Annotated in this window: 29 protein-coding genes, 1 pseudogene and 1 CRISPR repeat array (1 of these 31 cut by a window edge); of the genes and pseudogenes, 10 read left to right on the forward strand and 20 right to left on the reverse strand. The window is 46.6% G+C overall.

The window, feature by feature from the left end; genetic code table 11:
• A CRISPR array of direct repeats spans window positions 1–246; the repeat unit is 28 nt; unit sequence TTTCTAAGCTGCCTGTGCGGCAGTGAAC; it begins 983 nt to the left of the window's first position.
• Between the two features lie 449 nt (window positions 247–695).
• Window positions 696–1,919 carry a tyrosine-type recombinase/integrase gene (locus tag YC6258_RS16090; protein ID WP_044617873.1) on the forward strand — a complete coding sequence of 408 codons (1,224 nt, stop codon included), beginning with the start codon at window positions 696–698 and terminating at the stop codon, window positions 1,917–1,919.
• Between the two features lie 223 nt (window positions 1,920–2,142).
• Here YC6258_RS16090 and YC6258_RS16095 read toward each other — a convergent pair whose 3' ends face one another.
• From YC6258_RS16095 to YC6258_RS16115, 5 genes are all read right to left on the reverse strand, one after another.
• The gene (locus YC6258_RS16095; protein ID WP_044617874.1) at window positions 2,143–2,610 is read right to left on the reverse strand and encodes an SRPBCC family protein; all 468 of its coding nucleotides are present in this window, start codon (window positions 2,608–2,610) and stop codon (window positions 2,143–2,145) included.
• A 39-nt stretch (window positions 2,611–2,649) separates the two neighbouring features.
• Entirely contained in the window at window positions 2,650–3,018 is a 369-nt protein-coding gene (locus tag YC6258_RS16100) for a YciI family protein (protein WP_044617875.1), read from the reverse strand.
• A 26-nt stretch (window positions 3,019–3,044) separates the two neighbouring features.
• Window positions 3,045–3,845: a VOC family protein gene (locus tag YC6258_RS16105; protein WP_044617876.1), complete on the reverse strand. Its 801-nt coding sequence runs from the start codon at window positions 3,843–3,845 to the stop codon at window positions 3,045–3,047.
• A gap of 31 nt (window positions 3,846–3,876) precedes the next feature.
• Entirely contained in the window at window positions 3,877–4,254 is a 378-nt protein-coding gene (locus tag YC6258_RS16110) for a DUF1428 domain-containing protein (protein WP_044617877.1), read from the reverse strand.
• Between the two features lie 83 nt (window positions 4,255–4,337).
• Window positions 4,338–5,585, reverse strand: a complete 1,248-nt coding sequence (locus tag YC6258_RS16115) for an RNA polymerase sigma factor (protein WP_044620108.1) — start codon at window positions 5,583–5,585, stop codon at window positions 4,338–4,340.
• 236 nt (window positions 5,586–5,821) lie between these two features.
• Between YC6258_RS16115 and YC6258_RS31200 the strand changes: the two genes are divergently transcribed.
• From YC6258_RS31200 to YC6258_RS16150, 7 genes are all read left to right on the forward strand, one after another.
• Window positions 5,822–6,580, forward strand: coding sequence for a metalloregulator ArsR/SmtB family transcription factor (locus YC6258_RS31200; RefSeq protein ID WP_044617878.1), 759 nt, complete (start codon window positions 5,822–5,824; stop codon window positions 6,578–6,580).
• Window positions 6,577–7,044, forward strand: a complete 468-nt coding sequence (locus YC6258_RS16125; protein ID WP_044617879.1) for an arsenate reductase ArsC — start codon at window positions 6,577–6,579, stop codon at window positions 7,042–7,044. The genes YC6258_RS31200 and YC6258_RS16125 overlap by 4 nt, the downstream gene beginning before the upstream one ends.
• Entirely contained in the window at window positions 7,041–7,769 is a 729-nt protein-coding gene (gene arsH / locus YC6258_RS16130; protein WP_044617880.1) for an arsenical resistance protein ArsH, read from the forward strand. The genes YC6258_RS16125 and arsH overlap by 4 nt, the downstream gene beginning before the upstream one ends.
• A gap of 3 nt (window positions 7,770–7,772) precedes the next feature.
• Window positions 7,773–8,789: an ACR3 family arsenite efflux transporter gene (gene arsB, locus YC6258_RS16135; RefSeq protein WP_044617881.1), complete on the forward strand. Its 1,017-nt coding sequence runs from the start codon at window positions 7,773–7,775 to the stop codon at window positions 8,787–8,789.
• Window positions 8,790–8,821: 32 nt separating this feature from the next.
• Window positions 8,822–9,355: a sigma-70 family RNA polymerase sigma factor gene (locus YC6258_RS16140; RefSeq protein WP_044617882.1), complete on the forward strand. Its 534-nt coding sequence runs from the start codon at window positions 8,822–8,824 to the stop codon at window positions 9,353–9,355.
• Window positions 9,356–9,497: 142 nt separating this feature from the next.
• A complete protein-coding gene (locus YC6258_RS16145; protein WP_044617883.1) occupies window positions 9,498–10,490 on the forward strand; it encodes a permease in 993 nt (330 codons plus the stop codon).
• Window positions 10,491–10,502: 12 nt separating this feature from the next.
• A complete protein-coding gene (locus YC6258_RS16150; RefSeq protein ID WP_044617884.1) occupies window positions 10,503–10,739 on the forward strand; it encodes a thioredoxin family protein in 237 nt (78 codons plus the stop codon).
• A 577-nt stretch (window positions 10,740–11,316) separates the two neighbouring features.
• Here YC6258_RS16150 and YC6258_RS16155 read toward each other — a convergent pair.
• From YC6258_RS16155 to YC6258_RS16210, 14 genes are all read right to left on the reverse strand, one after another.
• Window positions 11,317–11,667 (reverse strand): hypothetical protein, encoded by a 351-nt coding sequence (locus YC6258_RS16155; RefSeq protein ID WP_044617885.1) that lies wholly within the window; start codon window positions 11,665–11,667, stop codon window positions 11,317–11,319.
• A gap of 88 nt (window positions 11,668–11,755) precedes the next feature.
• On the reverse strand, window positions 11,756–12,061 hold the full coding sequence (locus YC6258_RS16160) for a hypothetical protein (RefSeq protein WP_044617886.1): 306 nt from the start codon (window positions 12,059–12,061) through the stop codon (window positions 11,756–11,758).
• A gap of 518 nt (window positions 12,062–12,579) precedes the next feature.
• The gene (locus YC6258_RS16165; RefSeq protein ID WP_044617887.1) at window positions 12,580–13,131 is read right to left on the reverse strand and encodes a hypothetical protein; all 552 of its coding nucleotides are present in this window, start codon (window positions 13,129–13,131) and stop codon (window positions 12,580–12,582) included.
• A 101-nt stretch (window positions 13,132–13,232) separates the two neighbouring features.
• Entirely contained in the window at window positions 13,233–13,517 is a 285-nt protein-coding gene (locus YC6258_RS16170) for a hypothetical protein (RefSeq protein WP_044617888.1), read from the reverse strand.
• A gap of 331 nt (window positions 13,518–13,848) precedes the next feature.
• Complete coding sequence (locus YC6258_RS16175) at window positions 13,849–14,421, reverse strand: hypothetical protein (protein ID WP_044617889.1); 573 nt, start codon at window positions 14,419–14,421, stop codon at window positions 13,849–13,851.
• Between the two features lie 179 nt (window positions 14,422–14,600).
• On the reverse strand, window positions 14,601–14,879 hold the full coding sequence (locus tag YC6258_RS16180; protein WP_044617890.1) for a hypothetical protein: 279 nt from the start codon (window positions 14,877–14,879) through the stop codon (window positions 14,601–14,603).
• Between the two features lie 82 nt (window positions 14,880–14,961).
• Window positions 14,962–15,270, reverse strand: coding sequence for a DUF6980 family protein (locus YC6258_RS16185; protein ID WP_044617891.1), 309 nt, complete (start codon window positions 15,268–15,270; stop codon window positions 14,962–14,964).
• A 91-nt stretch (window positions 15,271–15,361) separates the two neighbouring features.
• Window positions 15,362–15,676 (reverse strand): hypothetical protein, encoded by a 315-nt coding sequence (locus YC6258_RS29870; RefSeq protein ID WP_144407675.1) that lies wholly within the window; start codon window positions 15,674–15,676, stop codon window positions 15,362–15,364.
• 85 nt (window positions 15,677–15,761) lie between these two features.
• The gene (locus tag YC6258_RS16190; protein WP_044617892.1) at window positions 15,762–16,535 is read right to left on the reverse strand and encodes a hypothetical protein; all 774 of its coding nucleotides are present in this window, start codon (window positions 16,533–16,535) and stop codon (window positions 15,762–15,764) included.
• Between the two features lie 36 nt (window positions 16,536–16,571).
• Window positions 16,572–17,732 (reverse strand): hypothetical protein, encoded by a 1,161-nt coding sequence (locus YC6258_RS16195; RefSeq protein WP_211264544.1) that lies wholly within the window; start codon window positions 17,730–17,732, stop codon window positions 16,572–16,574.
• Window positions 17,733–17,925: 193 nt separating this feature from the next.
• Window positions 17,926–18,324 (reverse strand): hypothetical protein, encoded by a 399-nt coding sequence (locus tag YC6258_RS29875; RefSeq protein WP_144407676.1) that lies wholly within the window; start codon window positions 18,322–18,324, stop codon window positions 17,926–17,928.
• A gap of 86 nt (window positions 18,325–18,410) precedes the next feature.
• Window positions 18,411–19,175, reverse strand: coding sequence for a hypothetical protein (locus tag YC6258_RS30670; RefSeq protein ID WP_211264545.1), 765 nt, complete (start codon window positions 19,173–19,175; stop codon window positions 18,411–18,413).
• 4 nt (window positions 19,176–19,179) lie between these two features.
• On the reverse strand, window positions 19,180–19,785 hold the full coding sequence (locus YC6258_RS16205; RefSeq protein WP_044617893.1) for a hypothetical protein: 606 nt from the start codon (window positions 19,783–19,785) through the stop codon (window positions 19,180–19,182).
• A gap of 269 nt (window positions 19,786–20,054) precedes the next feature.
• A complete protein-coding gene (locus tag YC6258_RS16210) occupies window positions 20,055–21,227 on the reverse strand; it encodes a hypothetical protein (protein WP_044617894.1) in 1,173 nt (390 codons plus the stop codon).
• A 584-nt stretch (window positions 21,228–21,811) separates the two neighbouring features.
• Between YC6258_RS16210 and YC6258_RS16215 the strand changes: the two genes are divergently transcribed.
• Window positions 21,812–22,300, forward strand: a complete 489-nt coding sequence (locus tag YC6258_RS16215; RefSeq protein WP_245626945.1) for an ATP-binding protein — start codon at window positions 21,812–21,814, stop codon at window positions 22,298–22,300.
• A gap of 258 nt (window positions 22,301–22,558) precedes the next feature.
• Window positions 22,559–23,068 (forward strand): annotated as a pseudogene (locus YC6258_RS16220) (methyl-accepting chemotaxis protein); the annotation flags it as partial.
• A gap of 141 nt (window positions 23,069–23,209) precedes the next feature.
• On the opposite strand, the gene YC6258_RS16225 reads toward YC6258_RS16220, so the two are convergent.
• The gene (locus YC6258_RS16225) at window positions 23,210–24,148 is read right to left on the reverse strand and encodes a DMT family transporter (RefSeq protein WP_044617896.1); all 939 of its coding nucleotides are present in this window, start codon (window positions 24,146–24,148) and stop codon (window positions 23,210–23,212) included.
• Between the last annotated feature and the right edge of the window lie 68 nt (window positions 24,149–24,216).

Consider the following 24,216-nt stretch of genomic DNA (forward strand, 5'->3'; position numbering starts at 1 on the left):
TGAACACATACCGTGGTTGATAGCGGCATCAAACACCTTTTCTAAGCTGCCTGTGCGGCAGTGAACAAGGTTTGTTACGCATTACCAACAATGCCTTATTTCTAAGCTGCCTGTGCGGCAGTGAACATGTTGATTGAACGGGCAGGCAGACTACAGCATTTCTAAGCTGCCTGTGCGGCAGTGAACGAGCTTATTAAAAACGGCCTTCAGGTAAACAATTTCTAAGCTGCCTGTGCGGCAGTGAACTGAAGCAATTTCAGTCTAACTGTCTGATTTTTAAAGAATTTCAGGCTTTTCAGCCAAAAAACCAATGTTTTTTCTACCTCCCCAAAAGCCGCATGAAATGGGGCTCCGGCGAGAACATTCCAAACATTGGTTATTTTGAATCATGCCACCGTTGAGAAAATGGCTCATTCATCCAAAAGCACGAGTCTGGTGATTAACCGTCAGAGATAACGTGTGTTATCAGTGAAATCCAGCTTTCGATGCAAGCAGGAAGCCCTGCTGATAAAACCCGCTTTAAAATTCCTGCAAGCCAATCGGCATCAGATAAACCCAGTCCAGACGAATTAAGATTAGAGATAAAAAGAGAGAAGTCTTTGATATCTCACTATGTCCAATAATCTTTATTATTGGACATAGTGAGGTGAAGCAGTTACACTAGCCCGATCTCAGATTCTGGCTCATAAACCATTATGGCGACACCAATACCGATTCCTTTGTTTCCACCGTACAGAGAACTTAAAGATTTCCGTTGGGATGAATATCCGCAACTCAGAACGCATTTGGATGCCTTACCTGGCTGGTGCCTTGAGCATTGGACCTGGGCTAAAGATTTTTTATTGTATCTGGGTCGCAATAAGTCTGAACATACCTTTATTCGGTTTCGGTCAGATGTTGAAAAATTCCTGCTGTGGAGTTTTTTCTTTGCTGAAAAGCCCATTGATCAATATCGAAAAACTGATTTGCTGGATTACGCTGAGTTTTTCTTTAAGCCACCACAAACCTGGATTTCTTTGAAAAACGTCGACAAGTTTGTGCTGACTGGCGGGATTTATGAAATCAACCAGGATTGGCGTCCGTTCCGCTTTATTGCTGATGATCACGAAACGGATAAGAAAAAATATCGTCCTTCGCAACAATCCCTTCAAGCCATGTTTTCGGCGTTGAGTGCCTTTTATACGCATTTAATGGATGAAGAATATTGTCTGGGCAATCCGGCGATCATGGCCAAAAAAGACTGCAAGCGCCTGGTCAAAGATGCTCAGGTGCGCGAGACCAAACGGCTGGATCAGGATCAGTGGCGGTTTTTACTCGATACCGCCCAGAAAATGGCTCAGGAAGACTCTCTTTATGAGCGAAATCTATTTCTGATTGCTTGTATGAAAACCATGTTTTTGCGAATTTCTGAGCTCTCAGAACGGGATGACTGGATACCCTCCATGAGCCACTTTTGGCAGGACGACAGTAAAAACTGGTGGCTCAAAATATTCGGTAAAGGCAAAAAAATTCGCGACATTTCTGTACCTGACAGCTTTTTACCGTATTTAGAGCGATATCGCGGCTGGAGAGGTTTGAGCGCTCTGCCCGGACGTCAGGAGAGATATCCTATTGTTGAGAAAATCCGCGGCGTTGGAGGCATGACTGGTCGTCAGCTATCCCGTCTGGTTCATCAGGTACTTGAACAGGCTTATGATGATATGAAAGCCATGGCCGGCGAAAAACAGGCGCAGATATTCCGGGAGGTTTCTCCACACTGGCTACGACACACAGGCGCCAGTCTGGAAATTGAGCGAGGTCGCGCGCTCAAAGATGTGTCTGAAGATCTGGGCCATGCCAGCATGGGAACAACGGATATGATCTATGTTCAAACAAGTGCCAAGCAACGGGCCGCAAGTGGCAAAAAACGGGAAGTCTGACAATGATGTAATGGCTGCCCGGGAGTTTCTTAGCACTGGGCAGACCCTGAGTCCGATCACCGATAATGTTTGTTTTGAGTAAGTATTGAATATTGAATTATGCCGGTCTGTTCGTTGCAGGGCGTCCAAGACCGGTTACTCTGCGCCCAGCTTGTTCCCTTTTAACAACCTACTTTCCTCTTCTCACTAGTCTTTCAACGAATCATGAATGCCATTCTCTCCACTAATCGCTCTCACCCTGATCAGGGATGTCCGGTCCAACCAGCCGGGCAAGTTGTTCCAGAGACTCCTGCCAACCCAGATAGCAGCTTTCAACGGGAATGACTGATGGAATGCCGGCCTGGACAATATGGATCTCTGTGCCACAGAACACCGTTTTGAAATCAATCGTGACCTGCATTTCACCAGGCAGACTGGCGTCATCAAAACGATCTGTGTGGTGGATGCGTTCATTGGGTACCAGTTCGACATACTCAACGGTAAATGAATGGCTGCTGCCAGTACCAAAGTTGATAAAAGACATACGATAGCCACCACCCTCGCGAATATCTATTTCATGGATCGCGCCGGTAAAACCATAAGGCGGCAGCCAGTATTCCAGAGCCTGTTTATCAGTGAATGCTTTGTAGACACGTTCCACAGGTGCTGCCAGTACCCGGTGTAACTTCACGGTATTGGTTTCATCAGACATATTCCTCTCCTGTTTTTTTTATGAGGTCAATTACGACGATCAGCGACTATTGTTCTGTGGCATGAGTTCTCTGACAGGACGAATTTCCACACAACCGTAACGAGCCGGTGGAATTTTCTCTGCCAGTCGAATGGCTTCATTCATGTCCCGTGCTTCCAGCATGTAAAATCCCGCCAGCTGTTCTTTTGTTTCTGCGAATGGACCGTCCGTCACCAATGCTTTGTTGTCACGCATACGCAGGGTGGTTGCGGTTTCTGTGGAAAGTAATGGCGCGCCATCCAAAAAGTGGCCGCTCTCGGTTAAGCCATCCACGCACGCCATGCACTCCTGATTGAGGCTGTCCCATTCCTGCTGGGACAATTGCTGCATTTTCTTTTCGTCGTAGTAAACCAGGCACAGATATTTCATCGTGTCATTCCTTACATCTCAGTCGTTTATTTTGAGTGGTTGCTTTTGGCACCTACCAGGGCAAACAATGCTCCCTGTGGATCAACACCCTTGATGATAAAGTCGCCACCAGGTATCTCATCAGGGCCATGCAGAATTTGTCCGCCGTTCTCGATAATGGCCTTACAGGCATCATCGATGTTGGCGCATCGAAAATAGTATTGCCACATGGGACCGTCTTCAGAACCGGGCATGAAAGCGCCTATGATTCCGTTGTGACGAATGAATTCGTAACTGCCCATTGGACCCATATCCATGTCACCATCTTTGCTCCAGCCGAATTCCTTGAAATAAAATGCTTTGGCGGCTTCCGGATCAGGAGTTGCCAGTTCATTCCAGGCACAGTGACCTACGCGAGGTTTGTCCGCCGCGAAAGCCTGGCTGGCTTCGTCGCCGATCGCATGCATGACATAAAATGGTGTGCCCTGCGGATCGGTGACCATGGCAATGCGGCCAACATCGGGAATATCAGAAGCTGGCATCAGAACCTGTCCGCCGGCAGCGACGATATGACTGATGGATTGGTCCACATCGTCAACACCGATATAGCCCAGCCATATCGGCATACTTCCACCCTGGCGCATTTCTGCGGTCAACTGCATCAGACCACTGACTTCTATTAACTTGCCTGTCTCCTCATCCCGGGCCTGAAGAATGCGGTAGTCCATATCGGGCTGGCCACTGTCGATGGCCTGCCATCCCAGAATTTCGCTGTAAAACGCCAGAGCTGCGTCATTATCGCTGGTTAATAATTCGTACCAGATGAAGGTGCCGTGTTGATCGGACATGGTGTTCTCCTTGTTTGGATAAATGTGTGAGTTACGGTTGATGTTCCAGTGTGACCACCGGTACGAAGCCACCGAAGATCATGCGTTTGCCGTCAAAGGGCATAGGATTCTGTTCCGGATCGAAACGTGAGTCGGTTTCCATCATTGCCATCATTTTTTCCATGCCGGCATCACGGGTCGCCTTGTCCGGCCATTCCACCCAGGAAAAGATGACCGCCTCGTCTTCCCGGGCCTGCACCGCACGGCGGAAATCGGTCACCTGGCCGTCAGGCACGTTATCTTCCCAGCACTCCAGAACACGGGTGGCACCCCACTTTAAGAAAACATCATCGATTGTTTCTGCGTGCCGGATAAAAGCATCTTTATTGGTATGAGGAACGGCAATAATAAATCCATCGATATAAGCCATGACTAAACTCCTGTGTCAGTGAATGGTTTTTATTCACTAGTCGTTAGCCAGATACGGATTTCGACAGAACCAGGTATTTATTTTTATTTTTTTTGCAACATGGCCAGACGCTGCTGCAAGAAGCGTCTCTCCGGTTCCTGCTTTACCAGATCCAGTGCCTGCTGATAACACTGGATTGCCTCCTGTGAACGATCAAGGCGGCGAAAAAGGTCTGCCCGAGCAGCATGCAGCAGGTAGTAATGCTGTAACTCCTTGTGATTTCTGAACGCATCAATGGCTTTCAGTCCGGCCTCTGGCCCATCGCGCATGGCCAGAGCCACCGCGCGGTTGAGTGCCACAACCGGGGAAGAACACTGACGCAGCAAAACATCGTACAGCCCGGTAATTTCCGCCCAATCCGTTGCAGCAGCGGTTGGCGCTTCCGCATGAACAGCTGCGATGGCTGCCTGCAAGGTGTATACGCCGGGCGGACCGGCTTTCAACGCCTGTATGACCAAATCACAGCCTTCCCGGATCTGGCTTTGATTCCATCGCGAGCGATCCTGCTCTTCCAAAGGAATCAGGTCACCGTCGACACTGGTTCGGCCATTGCGTCTGGCATCATGCAACAGCATCAGCGCCAGCAGGCCGGTTACCTCGGCATTGGGTAACAAATCCCGTAATAACCTCGTTAAGCGAATGGCTTCAGTTGCCAGGTCTCCCTGGATAACCTGAGTACCGCTGGATGCTGAATAACCCTCGTTGAAAACCAGATACACAACGGATAATACGGCCTCCAGACGCTCTGGCAGCGCATCAGGCTCGGGTACTTCATAAGGAATGCGGGCATCGCGGATTTTGTTTTTTGCCCTGACGATGCGTTGTGCCAGCGTCGGTACCGGCAATAAAAACGCCGCCGCAATGGCCTCAGTGGTCAGCCCGCACACTTCCCGCAGAGTCAGCGCAATGCGGCTTTCCATCGCCAGGCTTGGGTGACAACAGGTAAATATCAGTCGCAGCTGGTCGTCTTCGAGGGCGTCGTCGGCGTCCATTGACTGGATTTGCGATTCCATTTCCAGAGTTTGGGCAAGCTCTTCCAGGCAGCTGTCAAGGCGCGTACTTTTACGTAATTGGTCAATGGCCTTGAAGCGACCGGCAGATACCAGCCAGGCCCGGGGATTATCGGGAATGCCATCACGCTGCCATTGCGACAGAGCTGCGATAAACGCATCCTGCAAAGCATCCTCAGCCATATCAAAGTGACCGTGTAGCAGCCGGATTAACGTCGCCAGCACACGACGTGATTCAGCCTGGTAGACCTCGGCAATACGTTGTTCAAGAGAAGCGCTCATCTGTCTTATGGTTAAGTTGTTTTGTTTTGGACATAGGTTTCTGATCATTACATGTCATTTCAGGCTTGAGTAGTCATTTTTTAAGGGGGCATTTTCAAGTCCAGAACACCATCGGACATCCCACCTGCCACACCCTGAAACACAAAAATAATATTTGCTAAAACATATATATGGAAAATCATATATTTCTCTTTTATCATGCGCGCAAGGTAATAACACCAATGGTGAGGGTGTGAATGAGAGTTTTATTTATCTGTACCGGTAATTCTGCCCGTTCGCAGATGGCTGAGGCGGTGCTGAGGGATATGGCCGGCGATCATTTTGAGGTTTATAGCGCCGGGACTCATCCTGAAGAGGTCGATCCGCGAACGCTGTCCACTTTGGAGCGGGCCGGTATTCCAGGCGCTGACTTGCGCTCCAAGCATTCGGATGAGTTTGCCGGGCAATCATTTGATTATGTCATTTCGCTGTGTGACAAGGCGCACCAGGAATGCCGCCACTGGCCAGGCGCTGGTGTGGTCATGGCCTGGGATTTTCCCGATCCAAAAGCCAGTGATGATTCGCTGGCGTTTGCCCGCACACTGCATGAGATCAGCGAGCGCATCCGCTTGTTTGTGCTGGTCAACAGCAAGCAGGTCAGCGAATCATTCAAACCCCTCGCGCCGGTGGATTTCTATAAGGCGCTGGCAGATGAAACCCGTCTGAAATCATTGTTATTGATTGAAGCGAAAGGCGTGCTGTGCGTCTGCGATCTGATGGTGGCACTGGACGAATCCCAACCGAAAATTTCCCGGCATCTGGCGCTGCTGCGCAAGAGCAATATCGTCAAGGAACGCCGTCAGGGGCAATGGATGTATTACCGTCTCCACCCTTCCTTACCGGAATGGGCACGGCAAACGCTCGAAAGTACCTCTACACATAATCGCGATTATCTGGCGGATTGCCTGCAACGGCTTTCCTTATCCTGTCAAACCACGTGTGAACCCCAATCATGAAAATTCTGTATATCTGCACTCATAACCGCTGCCGCAGTATCCTGTCTGAGGCGATTACCAATCACAAAGCCGGTGGCCGGATTGAAGCCAGAAGCGCTGGCAGCCAACCCGCAGGAGAAGTCCATCCCCTGTCACTCAAATATCTCGCAGAAGCCGGTATCCCGACCACAGATCTGCGCAGTCAGTCCTGGGATGAGTTTGAGGATTTTGCTCCGGATGTGGTGGTCACCGTGTGCGATTCCGCCGCTGGTGAAGCCTGTCCGGTCTGGTTTGGCAAAACGCTGAAAGTCCATTGGGGGTTGGAAGATCCCTCCAAACTGAGCGGTTCGGAAGAAGACATCGCCGATGCTTTCCGGCACACCATTCAGCTCATCAGTGACCGGGTGGATGCGTTGCTGACCGTTGCCGCAATGGATAAAACCCAGTGGGCCGATGCCCTGGCAGCCTTGGGAGCGCACTCATGAGCCTCGATGATATGTCGTTACCGAGCCTGGATCAGTCCCAGTTCCAGGTGCCGGACAGCAGCCGGTTCAGCCGCCGGTTTTCCGAACATAAACCACGCTTTCTGTTGCTGTATGGATCATTACGTGCGCGCTCCTTCAGCCGACTGGTGGTCGAGGAATGTGCCCGATTATTGAGCCGGATGGGCGGCGAAGTGCGGATTTTCGACCCGCAGGGATTACCCCTGCCGGATAGCGAAGATGAACACCATCCCAAAGTGAAAGAACTGCGGGAACTGGTGATGTGGTCCGAAGGTCAGGTCTGGTGTTCGCCGGAACGTCATGGTGCCATGACCGGCATTATGAAGGCTCAGATTGACTGGATTCCTCTGTCACTGGGGGCTGTGCGTCCGACGCAGGGCAAAACCCTCGCAGTCATGCAGGTGGAAGGCGGTTCGCAGTCTTTTAATGTAGTCAATCAGTTGCGGGTATTGGGACGTTGGATGCGCATGATCACCATTCCCAACCAGTCATCGGTTGCCAAAGCCTTTTTGGAATTTGACGATCAGGACCGGATGAAACCTTCCAGTTACTACAATCGTATTGTCGATGTCATGGAAGAGCTGATGAAGTTTACCCTGCTCACCCGCGATAACAGCGACTATCTGGTGGACCGTTACTCTGAGCGGGTGGAAAGTGCCGAACAGCTGATGGCACGCGTCAATCAGCGGTCGATACAGGAGCAATGAAGCATGGGACTGTTTGAACGATATTTATCGTTATGGGTGGCGTTGTGCATCGCTTTGGGCGTGTTGCTGGGAAACCTGGCACCGGGCGTTTTTGGTCAGATTGCCGCCATCGAGTATGCCCATGTGAACCTGGTCGTGGCGGTACTGATCTGGCTGATGATTTACCCGATGATGATCCAGATTGACTTTACTTCACTCAAAGACGTGGGCAAAAAACCCAAGGGCCTGATACTGACACTGGTGATCAACTGGCTGATCAAACCCTTCACCATGGCGTTGTTGGGGGCACTGTTCTTCAAGGTGTTGTTTGTCGGCTGGGTGGACCCGCAATCGGCAGCCGAGTATATCGCCGGCATGATATTACTGGGCGTCGCGCCCTGCACAGCGATGGTGTTTGTCTGGAGTCAGCTGACCAAGGGTGACCCCAACTACACTCTGGTACAGGTCTCCATTAACGACATTATTATGATCTTTGCGTTTGCGCCGGTGACAGCGTTTTTGCTGGGTATCAGCGACATCCAGGTGCCGTGGGAAACATTGTTACTGTCGGTGGTGTTGTATGTGGTTCTGCCGTTGATCATCGGTGCCATTACCCGCAGTAAACTGGACAGAGCCAATGACCACAGCCGGCTGACGGCCTTTGTTGCAGCCTTCAAGCCCTGGTCAGTCATTGGCCTGCTGGCGACCGTGGTTTTATTGTTCGGATTTCAGGCGCAAACGATTCTGGATAAGCCGATGGTCATCGGTCTGATTGCCATACCGCTGCTGATTCAGACCTATGGCATCTTTGCAATTGCTTATGTCGCCGCCAGACAGATGCGCTTACCGCACAATATCGCTGCGCCAGCCTGCATGATCGGCACCTCGAATTTCTTTGAACTGGCGGTTGCCGTTGCCATTTCCCTGTTTGGTCTGCACTCGGGTGCGGCACTGGCCACAGTGGTTGGCGTGCTGGTGGAAGTACCGGTTATGTTGTCGCTGGTATGGTTCGCCAATCGTACCCGTCACTGGTTTGAGTGAGACGACCTCAAAGAGAAAGAGGAACACCAAGATTGAAATGTCTGTTGCAGGCGATCCGTCAGAATGAAGTTGAGCTAAGGGCATTTCTGCGCCGTCGGCTATCAACCGACGCAGCAGCGGAAGACCTGCTGCAGGAAGTCTTTCTGCGCGCCATTGCCCAAGGCCCGAAATTCTGTTCCGTCAGCCAGCCCCGTGCCTGGCTGTTTCGGGTCGCCCGCAACGCGATCATCGATTATCAACGCCGGGACCGGGAAACCAGCGAACTGTCTGAGGATATGGCGCATCCCGAGGAAGAACCAGCGCCCGTTGACCTGTTGACCGAATGTCTGGGCCGAAATCTCGCCCGACTGAATCAGACCGATCGCGACATCATCGAATACTGTGATCTGCTGAATATGACCGTCAAGAGCTATGCCGAACACCGCCAGCTATCACTATCCGCCGCCAAAGCGCGCTTACTGCGGGCCCGTCAGCGTCTGCGTACTTCACTGATCCGGCATTGCTCTGTCCGCTTTGATGAAACCGGACAAGTATGCAGCTTTACCGTGCCGCCTGCGGCATCCTGAAGCCAGCGTAAAAGCCCTCACAAAAACTCTCACTCCCCTGCTCTGACTGCTCTTATTCAGCGCGATACAAGCTCAAAAAAATCTGCATCCTTTTCTAGTGGCCTGCGTCTACTCTCATACATACCTTTCAAGGGCGTAAGCGATGTTGGGCATATTTGCAGATTTTGCCAGTTGGCTGGTTTATGACCTGGCCGGATTTTCCGCCACAACCCGGCTGGGCAGTGCTTTGCATTTTTTTGTGGAGGATGTCAGCAAGATTTTTGTGCTGCTGATCATCATGATTTATGTCATCGCGCTGTTGCGGGCATCACTGGATGTTGAACGGGTACGGGATTTTCTGGCCGGTAAACATCGTGGCATTGGTTACCTGCTTGCCTCAGGTTTTGGTGCCATCACGCCATTTTGTTCCTGCTCCAGTATTCCAGTATTTCTGGGATTCACCTCCGCTGGTATTCCGGTGGGTATTACCATGGCATTTCTGCTGACATCACCGTTGATCAATGAAGTTGCCATGCTATTGCTGCTCAGTCTGCTGGGCTGGAAATTCACCGTTTTATATGTGCTGGTGGGCATGGCGGTTGGCATGCTGGGTGGTCTTTTTCTCGATACGGTCCGGGCCGAACGCTGGTTGCAATCGTTTGCCGCCCGGGCGTTGCAGACCGCCCGAAGTTCTCAAACCAATACTCAGGCAGGCCCGGCTCCACGACTCACCTTCCGCGAGCGCCACGAGTTTGCCAAACGAGAAGCTCAGGAGATTTTTGGCCGGGTATGGAAATGGGTCATCATCGGGGTGGGCCTTGGTGCGGCGTTACACGGATTTGTCCCCGATGGCTGGATAGCCTCACACCTCGGAGCGGGCCAATGGTGGACCGTTCCCGCAGCGGTACTGCTGGGCATTCCCTTATATTCAAATGCGACCGGAGTCATTCCGGTTATGGAAAGCCTGATCACTCATGGCCTTCCCATAGGCACGACTCTGGCATTTTGTATGAGTACCGTTGCCGCCAGTTTTCCCGAATTTATCCTGCTCAAACAAGTGATGCAGTGGCGTTTGCTGGCCATTTTGTTTGGTATGCTGCTGGTGTCATTTACGCTGGTTGGATGGATATTTAATAGCCTGTCATTTTTACTCTAAGAGGAAGTTATCATGAAAATTATCAAAGTTCTGGGCAGCGGTTGTGCCAAATGCAAGAGCACCGCAACACTGATTGAAGACAGTGCCCGTGCGCTGGGTATCGAAGTGTCTGTTCAGAAAGTTCAGGAACCCGAAAACATTATGGCCTATGGCGTCATGTCCACGCCGGCGGTGGTCATTGACGAGACCGTAGTGCACAAAGGTGGTGTTCCGAATAAAGAACAGGTTATGGAATGGTTAGCATCGTAATTTATCCACCACTTAACCCGACATCAAACGCTGCCGGGTTAAGCAGATAATGCGAATCCGTCACCAGTGAAGCCTGTCCGGTCTGGTTCGGCAAAATGCTCAACGTTCATTGGGGGTTGTCGTTGCCATTCCCTTGTATGGCCTGAACTGGGACGCAGCATTGGCCACTGTGGGCGGGATGGTTGGCGTGGGGAGAAATCAAAGAGGAATACCAAAGATGCATAATCCGGCAAGAGTTCTGACTAAAAAGACCGCACTCTGTGTTGGCTAATTTTGCTTGGAATGACCAAGCCTCATATTAACTGCTGGAACAGCGCATCACTTGATTTCAGCCTTTTTCAGTCGTTAACAGATCTGACGAATTTGTTGTGAACAGGCCATCAGAGACCCTGCAAATTCCTGATTACCTGACACCCAACGACTGACGTTGAATGCCTCCTGATTTTGCCCTTTCGCTGTAGCGGATTTTTCGGTGCTACAGTCCTCTCACTTGCACAGTGAGGAAACGATTCTAACGCTTCCGTTTGCGGTTGGTTGGCCGGAGTAGAAACCAATCCGAAACACGGTTTTGTTAGTTTTAGTCCACCCACGCCGCAGACTCTAAAAATTTACAGTAACGAGCCGTTGCTCCTGCATCCAATATACTACCTTCTCTTTCCCTATGAGCTTCAACTCGGAGAAAATAGCCTTCCAGTATTTGGAGCGCGTTTAGACGAGCAATATCTTTTAGAAAATCTGATTCCAAATCAATATCATCAGTCACTATTGCCGTTAACTGCTTTAGCGCCCAAAGAGCCGACTCATCATCAAAAGCCTCTTCAGTCATCCAATGATCTAGTTCAACTTTTACATCTAGATCAGGGCAAAGCTCTTCCGAATACAAGTTCGAAGAAATAAGTAACGCTGATATTAGGATAAGCTTCTTCACATTCACCTTCAAAAACTAACGCCCAAAGCAGCGGCGCGCGTTAACGCGTCCAGCCCGCAGGGCGATGCTGCCTTTGCTTGTTATAACTTTAGTTGTGCTCATAGTTACGTAGGGCTTCATGGCACTTTGGTAAATTGCAATTGTTTTGAAGAATATATACCAACGTCTCCACAGACTCGGAAAGTTTGGCATTAGCCTGAGTGACTTCACCTGACTTTAACAGCATCTGAACTTCTGAGAGCGCCTTAAGATGGTTGATGGTATTGTCTGAAAGTGTTTCTTCGACGACAACACCTGACTTACGATCAATATACTCATCGATTGCACCTAAACCAAAATATCCTACGGCTGCAATAATTAGAAAGCTTGCCACTACCAACGAGATTACTTTCATTTAGTTCTACGATCTCTCATGAGTTATAACGCCGCCAACACAGGCCGAGCGGTAGCGAGGTCCAGCCCGTGCGCTTTTTGCATGGGCGTTTGTTATGTGTTTTTGACATGGTTGAATACCCAGGCTAGAGCAAATACAGAAAGAAATACCGGCGTAAATGCTGACAAACCCAATACAAGCCAATAGCCCAAATAAATTGTAGCCTCACAGGGGATTTCACACTGGGGGTTGTGCTGCCAGACACATACATTATTAAAAAACCAGCAATAACCCCAAGTAGCGCGCTTACAATTAGATTATATTTATTTGCAGCTATGTGACTCTTTATACTCATGGCTTTCCTTAAAATCACACTCACATTTTTCGTAATTAAAGCTACCACCTTGATCTAAACAGGCGTCTATTTTTGATTCAGCACATCCGGCAAGAAGGATGCAGGCTAAAATTGTGGCTCTCATAGCTCGACTACACATAACGCCCAAAGCAGCGGTTTATCCGCTGCCTTTGTTTGTTACATACTACCATCCAAGTGGGATATTTATTAAATCAGAGAATGCCCATAACACTGTACCAATTTTAAGCATTGTGAATTCCCACCCCCTCAGCTTTTTTGACCAAGTATCAAACATCTCTTTGAGCCAAGCCTTAATAAACCCTTCTTTATCAAGACCTACTAATTCACCACTTTCATAATTCTTTAGGTTTTCCAGTAACTCGATTGCGTCCTTTTCGTTAAACCCTGGCTTAATTCTCTCTAGCTCGTTCTTTTTCTTATGCACAAAACCCGATGCCCATACTTCAAAAAGCTTTTCCTTACCTATAAATTTAACCGTTTCTTCAAAACTCATGTTTCTAAGATCTAAATAGAAATCTTTATAAGCCATAGATATCGCTATCAATGTTATTACTGCCCCCGTCCTACCTAAGTGTGTAAAATCCTTAAACAAGATTGCGACTACAAAACCAATAATAAGAACTAAGATTGCAGAAATAATATATGCAATAAACTCTATGAAAAAATTAAAAACAGGAGAGTCTTTATCTAACTTCCATGTATCTTTATCTGACATTTGAACTCCATCTACTAATGGCACAACGCTCATTCGATATGTAACGCTCGTAACACTTGACCGAAAAAGCGCAGCTTTTTGGGGTCAAGTGCTTACGCTTGTTATGAGTTTTTGTCACTTGGATTTACCTTTTGGATTATGAATATGGCCAAGCATACAAAAAATACTATCCATAGAACTACTGCCGACACAAGCGAGATAATGGAGCCCTTTTCTGCTAGATGAAACAGTGCTTCATAACCAGACTGAATATTAATTTTTTCATACAGCCATTTAGGTGCTATTCCGTCATAACCACCAACACCACCCAAATCTCCGAGAAACGCACCGATATATAACATTGCAATTGACCCGAATAGTATGACAACGAGGTGCTTCACTTTCATTATCTCAGTTACTCATAACGCCTAAAACTGCGGACACGCCAGTGGTCCGCAGCTTTGTATTGTTAGAATTGTGCATGACTGGGAAACCACTGAACTTTGAATAACAATTGCCATCGGACAAACCCAATTCTTTGGTAACTTGGCACCCAGTTTAACGATTGGATACCACCTGATTTTAACTTTGCACCGTAGCGGATTTGACTGTGCCACGAAACCATAATTTACTTGAATGAAGAACCAATTCTAACGCCTAGCACAGGGGTGGAACGTAGTTTTGTCCCTTGCTGCTGATTGTTATGTGGACCGCTCGGAAATCTCAACATCTCACCAACTATATTTTCCAAATCCTGACGCTGAAGTGATCGTCCGGATACTCGCGTTTAACATGAATACTCGATATTTCTACACCAAACAGAGCTTTCTTTAGATTGACGTTCACTTTGTCACTTTCATATTCGGGAATCACAAGAATCATGTATTTTTCAATATTTTGATCCGATATGCCTTTCAAACGCACAACATCCTTTAGCAAAGATCCTTCTTCAGGATTCACGGAGTCTAGATGAGACTGCGTGACGATAGTCTTGTCACTATTTATGAACTCAGAAATGTTACTTCTTCCCGCTATATTTTTATTCGGAAAGGAAGTTGCGATTATCTTTATTTCCCCAACCATGGCTTGAGGTGACGAACTACTTCTTGGCCTAAACCCATGCAAGTCAAGAGCTTTACCGCTGCTACCTATCTTGTATGAATTTACCATGAAATCTTTGTCTTCAGATTGACGAAACATCTCTCCCTGAAGCCAACCTTCTCTGCATCCTTCTGCGTACATTACCTGACCGATTTGCGATGCATTTCGATCAAAAAATTCGCAAAATACATTCATCCACTCGGTTAACATGAAGTCTCCTCAAAACTAGCCGTTATATATTTCAATTTTGAACGCACTGAGCCGAGACTCACCCGATCCCATAACGCTTTGCTTTGGGGCAGCTGAAACATAGCAAAGCGGCGTGTAAGCTGTCCCAGCCACGAAGTGGCGATAACAGCAACTTGTTATGTGTTGTTGCCAAAACCATGCTACGAACTTCCTTTTACTAGCCTACACCAAGAATAATACGTTGCAGCCAGCAAACCCAACGTGGCTAATAATGTTAATAGTGCGCCAGGAATCAAAACACCGGATGCACACTCTGAGGCTGGAAGTACATCGCTGCCAGACCTGTAAAAAGCAAAAAGACCAAACTCTTCTTTGTGGCCACATGCGCCATCCCAGACTTCGGATGAAACGGTAAATAATACCAACAACGCGAATACCGCGATGATTGAGATTATTCCAAAGAACATTTTCCCTTTCATGATTCTCCGTCAGAACACATAACGCCGCCAGCATGGGCGAGCAACTTGTTGCGAGTCCAGCGTAGCGACATGGCTGGCTTTGTTAAGTGTTTCTATACCAGGCATCACTTGTGTACTCGTTTGGTATTTTTTGTTCGCCTGGATCATCAAAACCAAGCTTCTCTAATTCATCAAACCACAAATCTCTTTTGGATTCAGGCAGCTTCGTACCGCACCACGGACAAAATATGATAGCTATTGAAGCAGAACCACCATCATGAATGATTAAGCCATACTCGTCGAATTTTGATGTGTAGCTTATAAGAACATCGGGACATGAATAAATATCTTCGTGTAACTGGCAATCCAGCTTGATTGCGCCTTCCATCCGTTCGCAACAATGTTTATTCATGATTCACACTTAACGCTGTGCTAAACGGCGAGCGTTAGCGAGTCCGGTGGAGGCCACGCTTTTTGTGGCCGGAACGAATTTGAGCGGTTTGTTATGTGTTTTTCTCACTGCTAGAACCTTGCACAAAAAATTTAAATACTAAAAGTATCGGCAGCAAAACAACTGACCAAATAGTTGATAGGAATAGGATTGCCATGAGAATGGATATGCCGCCTCCCTCAAGCTCAAAATTAATGGCGTATGCGGTAACCAAAGATAAACCCACACATAAAAACGTCATTTTAATAGGCGGAAAGTAATACTTTTCAGGAAGCCATTTAGCTGACAATGACCAGACCAGTAAACATGGCCCAGCGGAAAGACATGCTAATAAAGCTACTATCCCTGCGAATACTATTATTTCCAACTACTGAACTCTCCCCGACACATAACGCCTTGCTCACCGGAAAATTAGGAGCGCAGCGAGTAAGTTTTCCGAGTGCAGCAACTTGTTATGAGCTTTTTAGGTTTGGGTTATCTTCCAATATTTTCTCACGTAAAAAATCGTCAGATACCTTATCAAAAAGCTCCTGTGCTTCATTGATCATTCTTGCCTTATAAAGAAGGTTGACCATTTGATGAGTCGCTGCTCCGGCATAGAACTCATCTGTTATTTCCTTTAAATATTCTTTGGCTTTTTCTACGCGCTCAACAATTCTATTTTTACTGTACTCATCATCAATATCATCTGTTAAACATTCTAGAGACTTGCAAATGATTGTTACTTTTTTAAGCAATTGCACTTCTATATCATTCTGTTCTTCAGTTAAATCAGGGGCACTTAAACTTTCAGGCTCATATACTGCATCTTCGCCCAATTCACCGACTAAATCAGGGTCAATACTATGTGCAAAATCAACCAAATATGAACCCATTTTAGCCAATTCACCAGCATCAATATCCTCAATTGGCAAATACAATGGATTGGGGTCTAATTCAATTTTTCCTGTGCGGGTATATGCGCCATATATTTCAAGATGGTTATCTACCTTTGAAATATACAATTTATCGATAGCAGATAAATATGGATACTTCTTAGAACGGCCTTTTGAAATTCTTTCGTACATTATCCCAGGGAAAAAATTAAATTCAGCGTCTTTTTCCAACTGTGATAGCCTTGTCACCGCGCGTTCATATTTAGATTTTTCGACAGATAGGACAAAACGGTAAGCAACGAAGCAGCCAATAGCAAAACAAGAAACTGCTGTAATTATGTAATATCCCATTGTCTCTCAATCCCTCCCGGACTCATAACGCCCCGTTCACCGGGCCAGCGTAGTGGAACACTTTTTTGTGGTAAAAGAGCGCAGCGATACCACAAAAAATGTGGAACGTAGCTGGCTCCGCGTGCAACGGATTGTTGCATTGCTTACCGTGACCAGTTTTACTTCTGTTGGCACTCCAAGGTATTCGTACACTGCCCGTACCTTTTTTACAAAATTCTCATCTCTCGATAGTAGCAAATTACAAAATGAAGCCATCGATGCGTGACTATTATCGCTCATTGCTGCAACAAATCGTCTTTCTTTATGAACTTTAGAGTCGGGGAAATAGCCAATAGTGTTAAGCATGTTGTACATACCGGCTATCTTTTGGTGCTGATGGTAAGGCCTATCAGGGTAAATAGGGTTAATTCGAATCTGAAAAAAATCTTCTAAACTATTGATTTGATCGTTTTCTGACAACCTAGCTTTAAACGTATCCCATATTTTTTCAATCACTTTCGGAGGCTCTATATTATTTAGCTCCTTTGGACCTATACCCACTGACTCTCTGTAGGACTTTATTCCATTCCACTCCTTCGTGTCAGGAATGTCTTTTGACATAGTATTTTCAATCTCTTGAAGTGTAGATTTAAATTGTTCCATCATTGATTTAGAGTACTCTTTAATCTGCCCCCTCATTTCATCAGGAAGTTCATCAGCGTTATCGAGCATCCCGCCCATAAGTTGAGAGAAGGCAGCTACTTGCTCATCATGAATATCTGAAATGCTATCACCGGACCTACCGCCGGAGAATTTGAATAGCCACTGGTTCATTGAATTTTCAATGTTTCCATATTCATTATCGTTACTACAGTACTCTTCAAATGCTTCGAATACGTCCCTGCTAGTGATGGTTGCTTTATCTGTGATAATGAAGCCGGGTTGTTCAACAACAATTTTTAAGTGACACGAACCGAGATCTTTTATGATATTTAGAAAATCGTTTTCATAGCCGGTAGATCGCCTTACCTCTTTGAGAGTTTCGTCAGAATAAACAATCTGGAACTTATCCATTAGCTTCCGCCCAAAACTACCCATCCCATTCTTGACAAAAAGATCGAGGATATTTTGATCTAGGTATAGTGTCGGCTTTCCTGAATATTGAGGTATTGAATCCATACTTATCTCAGGTTGCATAACGCCTAAAACTGCGGACACGAAGTGGTCCGCAGCTTTGTATTGTTAGAATTGTGACCACTGAACTTTGAATAACAATTGCCACCGGACAAACTCAATTCTTTGGTAACTTGGCACCCAGTTTAACGATTGGATGCCACCTGATTTTAACTTTGCACCGTAGCGGATTTGACTGTGCCACGGAACCATAATTTACTTGAATGAAGAACCAATTCTAACGCCGCGCTTTGGGGCGGACCACGCACTGGGCCGTCCCAGCAGCCAAAGGCTGCGACAACAGCGCTTTGTTATTGGTTAAATATTTGTTTAATACAGAGCCAGATTTGCGCGCGGCACGACACAAAAGAACGAGGCCACTACACGCAAAACCAAAAACGAAGTATACCGAACGGGATTGCCGAGCAAAGGCACAGAGCCAAAGGGCCACCGGGCCCACGCGATGAACTTGTGAGTGGTATGAACGCCAGAACGAGCGCACTGAACGACTGGCGTTTAGCGCCAGGAAAGTGTTTAACGAAGCCACACTCAAACCAAAACGAGCAGACAACACTAAGCGCATGACAGAACTTAAATACTGGGAGCCGGTAAATAGATTTAATTTTGATGCGAACATCGTATTTCCTTTACGAATACCAATAACGCCGCGCTCTGCGGCAAATTTGGAGCGCAGCGGAAAATTTTTCCGTCAGCGGCGCCTTGTTAGATTTTATACTTTAGAACCACATTTTCTATCAGGTCTTGAATGAATTCTGTAGCCTTTAATTCAGATATCGATATCGCAGATGGATGCGCACTTGAATTTCTTGTTCCAAGCTTTTCTTCAAGTATTTTTCTTACATCATTGGTGATTATTTTCGAGGAGCGACAAAATTCAATGAACTTTCCTTCGGGTATTTCTGTAAAATCATCTATTGTTGTGATTTTTAAAATTTTGATTCTTTTGTCAGTGTTAGCGGCAAGGACTGAGTCGAATTCCATTTTTTTATGCTTGAATATGTATTCATATAAATGATTAACCGTCAATATCCATGCCAATACAATACTTGCACGCTTTGCTCCTATTTCGTAACAATCAATTGCCTCTTGAAGAAAACTTCTTTGATGAGAATTAGCTATATCTTCAATCAAATTTCTCAAAAGAAATGAAGTCTCTTTCTTCGAAGGTCCGGTGCTTAGCGTTTTCTGTATCTCCAGCTCGACTGCACGCTCAAGAATGTAGCCACTAGACTTCTTTATGAATTTTTTCCCTTTGCCTCTTTTGCATTTTTGAGATAGATATGAGGGGATATTCGAGTACGGTTCAATCCTCAACACATCGAAGCATTCTTTTAGCTGTTTGCTGGTAGCAGTTTCCTCTTCATTAACTACAGTAATAAAATAGGCGAAATAATCTATTAACTCAGCCTTTCCTAATTCATTAAAATTTTCAATCTGTAGGATATAGCTTTCAAGCTTCTGCTTCATTTATTCACTTCACCTTTTTCTTGGGAAGCTCTCGCTCAATATAATCTTCACCAATATGGTGAAGACCTGAATTTGTCCCCTCTTTTGTAATATAACTTGCTAATGCCAAGTTTGATAATACTGAAGTCAACCTCTTGGGTGCTTTTTCATTCACTGTTCTAAGCCCTGTGAATATTTCATCTTTAGTTAAATGTTCTTTGTCTGTATTTTTGATTAACCAGTAGATTACTGTCAGCACATGATTCGATTGACCTGAAGGACTCTTTTCTGCATAGAAGTCTTTAAAAGCTTGCCGCTGATCAGCATTTAAGCCCAACTCTACAGTCTTGAATGTCTCAGGCTTTGTCGAAGAGGTTTTCTTGGGCTTTAGGGCAGCCTTTTTCTTTAATTCTTCCGCTCCATTCTCTCCACTTATTTCGCTTTCAGGACTTACTTTTTTTTGAGCGTCCGTCTCCGGGCTTTCACTTTCAGAAAATTGTGATTTAGCATCGATCAAAGATGGTAGAAAGCTCTCTAATCTATCAAAAATAGCGTCGAGCGATTCGCTATTCGCTTCGATATTCACAGCTCCGTTATTCAAATCGATATTTATCTTAACGATGTCTGACATATTCTCTCCTTATGTGTGATGATAAATCTAACGCCCGCCACAGCGGCTAAAAATGAACGCCAGTGAATTTTTAGTCCAAAGCCCGGAACGGGCTGGCTGCTGGCGATTGTTATAAGTGATTGTATTTACCCCGAGACAAACCCAATTCTTTGGTAACTTGGCACCCAGTTTAACGATTGGATACCACCTGATTTTAACTTTGCACCGTAGCGGATTTGGCTGTGCCACGGAACCATAATTTACTTGAATGAAGAACCAATTCTAACGCTTCAATCAGCCGCCGCGTCAGCGGTCGGTTGTATTGACTTGTTAGAAGATTGTTGGATGTATTCGGCTATTTGAGAAAATACGAGCAGCCCAAGTAGCGATGCCTTCTTATCAAACTTGTCAATTGTGTTTTCTCCATGAGCAATGGAATGCCTGCTGACCAGATTATCATCATCTGTAACACTGAAGTCCTTAAAGTAACATTCTTCCAGGTAGCGTTTGAATTTATCAGGAATAAAGGTCGTGAGTGCCGAGATACTTCTGAGGGTCTTTTCGGTAATGTGCTCAACAAGTACTTTTTGCTGACGCCCCTCCTTTTGAGGGTTGTCTGCAACAAAATCCTTCCTAATCAAAGCTTCAATTTTTGGATATATAATTGACGATGAACTCACAAAATCGTCCTCTTTATGCCGAGATAAAGACAATTCCAAAAAGCATACGAATGGTGAAAGGTTTTCATCATTAGCCCATACTTGCATTCTTTCTTCTATATAAAGAAGAGTATCACTCTCTATTTTGTCAATCAGCTCATTTATATTCCATTCGGCCCTTGCATAACTAACAAGTGATTCCACAGTAGAAACCTTCAGTGCGTAGAATGGAAACCAATTTTGTCTTAAAATATTATCCCAGTCTGAGGCCGATATTTTGTGGATAGACCCAAACGACAGATAAGAAAAGTATGACCCTAAAAGCTTTTCTACATCGTACTCAATTTTTCTATCCAATTGATCATCTAATGGAGAAAAGTCAAAAATATAGGCCTTATCCCACCCAAGTGATAGTATGCAAAAATAGGCCTGATCTTCAGGAAATTTAATACCACTTAATTGTATGCGTTCAAAACCTGAAATATCATCCTTTCTGAGAGCCTGCCCTTTTTCAATATTTTTTGCTTTAACGAATGCCTGTCCATAAACTTCAACTTCATTGATATATACCTTGGCCGTCAAGTCCTTAGAAATTTGTACAACCATATTTTTTATATCGCTGGGTTGAAACTCTTCTTCAAGCATTGACAAAATGGTTTGGGGAAAACCATTAAGGTATTTTAAATGAAGATCACCATCTTCTGTTGAGGTAGCACCAGAGACCTGAACCTGAACTTTTTCGCCTCCTTTTGCGACAGAGACGGAATAGCCTGCAATTCTCTCTTTTAACTGAATCTCATACATACAACATCTTCCCTAGCATACTAACGAATTGATCTTCTAACAGTTATTCTACATCCGCTGACAAAATATCCAGAAGACGCTTTTTCCTGAGCAGCTAAACTCACTCAGTCTCATCAAATCCCATCAACATAGGCACACAGCTCATTTCTGTCAATTTCGCTCGCCGGATATTCGGTCTGGAGACGCAGTATCCAGAAAAATCGGTCGCCTGCAGGCCACTGAATTCATGGCTTTATAGAATATCCATGATACTTAACCAACCAGACAAGTATCGTATTTTCAGCTCATTATTCCGGAGATTATGTCTTCAGACCGAATATCCAACGAATATCTGGATACTGAGTCTTAAAAACATAATTATTTATGATGTTTGCCACAAAAAATATGCACTCACTCAGCCTGGACACCCACGAAAACGTACGCGGCGAAGCCTATTACCACTGATACACACTCAGGAATACACCCATGATGACCAACCAAACCCTGCAAGCCTTACGCGCCCTGAAACTTACCGGCATGGCCGATGATTATCACAGCCCGGTACGCACGAAGAACTGGGATTCGACGAACGGTTAGCGTTACTGGTGGATCGGGAAACCACCCACCGCCATAACACTAAAATCAGCCGCTTACTCAAGGCGGCCAACCTCAAACTCCAGGTGTACCCGGAGGATATTGATTACCAGCACCCGCGAGGGCTGACGAAAAGCCAGTTGGCCGATCTGCTCAGCAACCAGTGGATACACCAGCATCACAACGTCTTAATCACCGGGCCAACCGGATGTGGCAAAACCTACCTCGGCTGTGTACTGGCGACTCAGGCCTGTCGTCATGGCTTATCCGTGCGTTACTTCCGCACCTCACGACGGATGGAAATGCTCAGCATTGCGCATGGTGATGGCCGCTTTGCGAAGCTCATCCAGCAACTGGCCAAAACCGATCTGTTGGTGCTGGACGACTGGGGTCTGGAGAAAATGACGCTGAGCCAGCGCAACGACCTGCTGGAAATCATGGAAGACCGACACGGCCTGAAATCGACGCTGATCACCAGTCAATTACCGATTACGCAGTGAAGTTGATCACTCAGGTTGTTAATATCCACACGAACGCGTTACGGGATTAGGGTGATCAAATAATTCCGGAACGGGTGATCACGTTCGCCAGAATACGCAGCTGAAGCGGCAGAGGTTGCAAATGACAGTCAGTCCCAAGTAAATGCCGGACAAATCTCACTGCAGAAAACGGTCAATTCAGTCAGCAAACTGTCCGCATTGTTAGTGGAATCGGACAAAGAAATGACCACACTAACAGATGAATCTAAAAACATATAAAGCATTCTTGACACTATAAGGGGTATAGCAGAACAAACGAATTTATTGGCATTGAACGCAGCAATTGAAGCTGCCAGAGCTGGTGAGCAAGGTCGAGGGTTCGCTGTGGTTGCAGATGAAGTCAGGACACTGGCCAGTCGCACTGCTGATTCTACTGAAGAGATATCAAAGTTACTCAATGGGCTTCGTCAATTGGTCGCAACCGTTTCTTCAAAGATTTCCGAGAGTCTCTCAAACGCGGAGGAATCCAGGATTTTGACCTCAGAACTGGAAGGCACCCTGGGACAAGTATTCGAAAGTATCAATGCAATCAAGGACATGACCGCGCAAATTGCTACGAGTGCAGAAGAACAGCATCAAGTGGCGGAACATATTAATCAGAACATCGTCAATATAAAGTTAACGTCTACCGATACAAACGTCATCGCCAAAAAAGCGAATGGCGTCTCTGATGAGTTAAAAGAATTCTCTGATAACCTTACTTCACTTGTAGGGAAGTTCAAAGTCTGAACCGCCTATGGTGTCATGTTCACGCCGGCGGCGGTTATTGACGAAACAGAAGTGCACACAGAATAAACAGCAGATCATGGCCTGGTTGGTGCCATGATCTGCTCGTCCATTTAATCCGACTGCCATGTTAAGTGAATGCAATTATTCAGGCATTGCACCTGCTGTTATTTTGGTCCGCAGTCTGATGACTTTCAGTGGTCCACCACTGGCCAGATAGACGCCGGCTGAAATCGCAAAAATACCTGCCCACCCCACTATCGTTGGCAACTCATGCAGCACCGGAATGGCAATCAGCGCAGATAGCGCCGGTACCAGAGCGCCAAACGTCGCGCCCGCTGAGGCTCCCAAAAGAGTGATGGCACGACCATACAGGAACAACGACAGAATGGTGGCCACGATGCCCTGGAATGATGCCTGAAACAGCACATCCGCCATCGGGGCCTGAAGGATCTGCAGCCCTGAAGTCAGGAAGTACCAGGGCAGATAGAACACTGCCGATCCCACAGAAACCAGAGCCGCTGCATGCAATGGCTTAAGTCCTGAACGTTTGAGCACCAGGGTATAGCAGGCCCACATTAACGAGGCATTCAAAAACAACACCACTCCGAGCAACCGTTGTTGATCCGACAGCATAAGCTCAAGACCCGTGATCACTAGCACTCCCAGAACAATGAGCAGATACCCGGCTTTTCTGGTGAGCGAAAACACCTCTTTAAAGATGGCAGCGGATAGCAGGCCTACGAATAGCGGCATTACCCCTGGAATTAACGCCCCACCCTGTGCCGCCGGTAACCAACGCAGACCGGTGGAAGCCACCAGCGCGTAAGGAGCCCCTGCGCCACAGATGAGAATCGCCAGTTGCCACAGACGTATTCGGTCACCACCCAGACCATGTTTTAGTAAAACCGGCAACAATAATAATCCGGCAGTACCGAATCTCAGTGCCGTGACATCTTCGGGTGACAACGAAGTGGTCACGCCTGCCCGGGTTGCGGACATCCACCCGGCCCAGATACTGACCGCTGCCAGCCCGCTGATTGCGCCCGTCAGGTAACGGGATTTACTGATATGAGTGTCCATGCTGTGCTCCTGTGTAAGCTGATGACCGATCAACCGCAGCTTAAGAACACATACGACATGAGTAAATT

This window comes from Gynuella sunshinyii YC6258 (assembly GCF_000940805.1).
Classification (GTDB): domain Bacteria; phylum Pseudomonadota; class Gammaproteobacteria; order Pseudomonadales; family Natronospirillaceae; genus Gynuella; species Gynuella sunshinyii.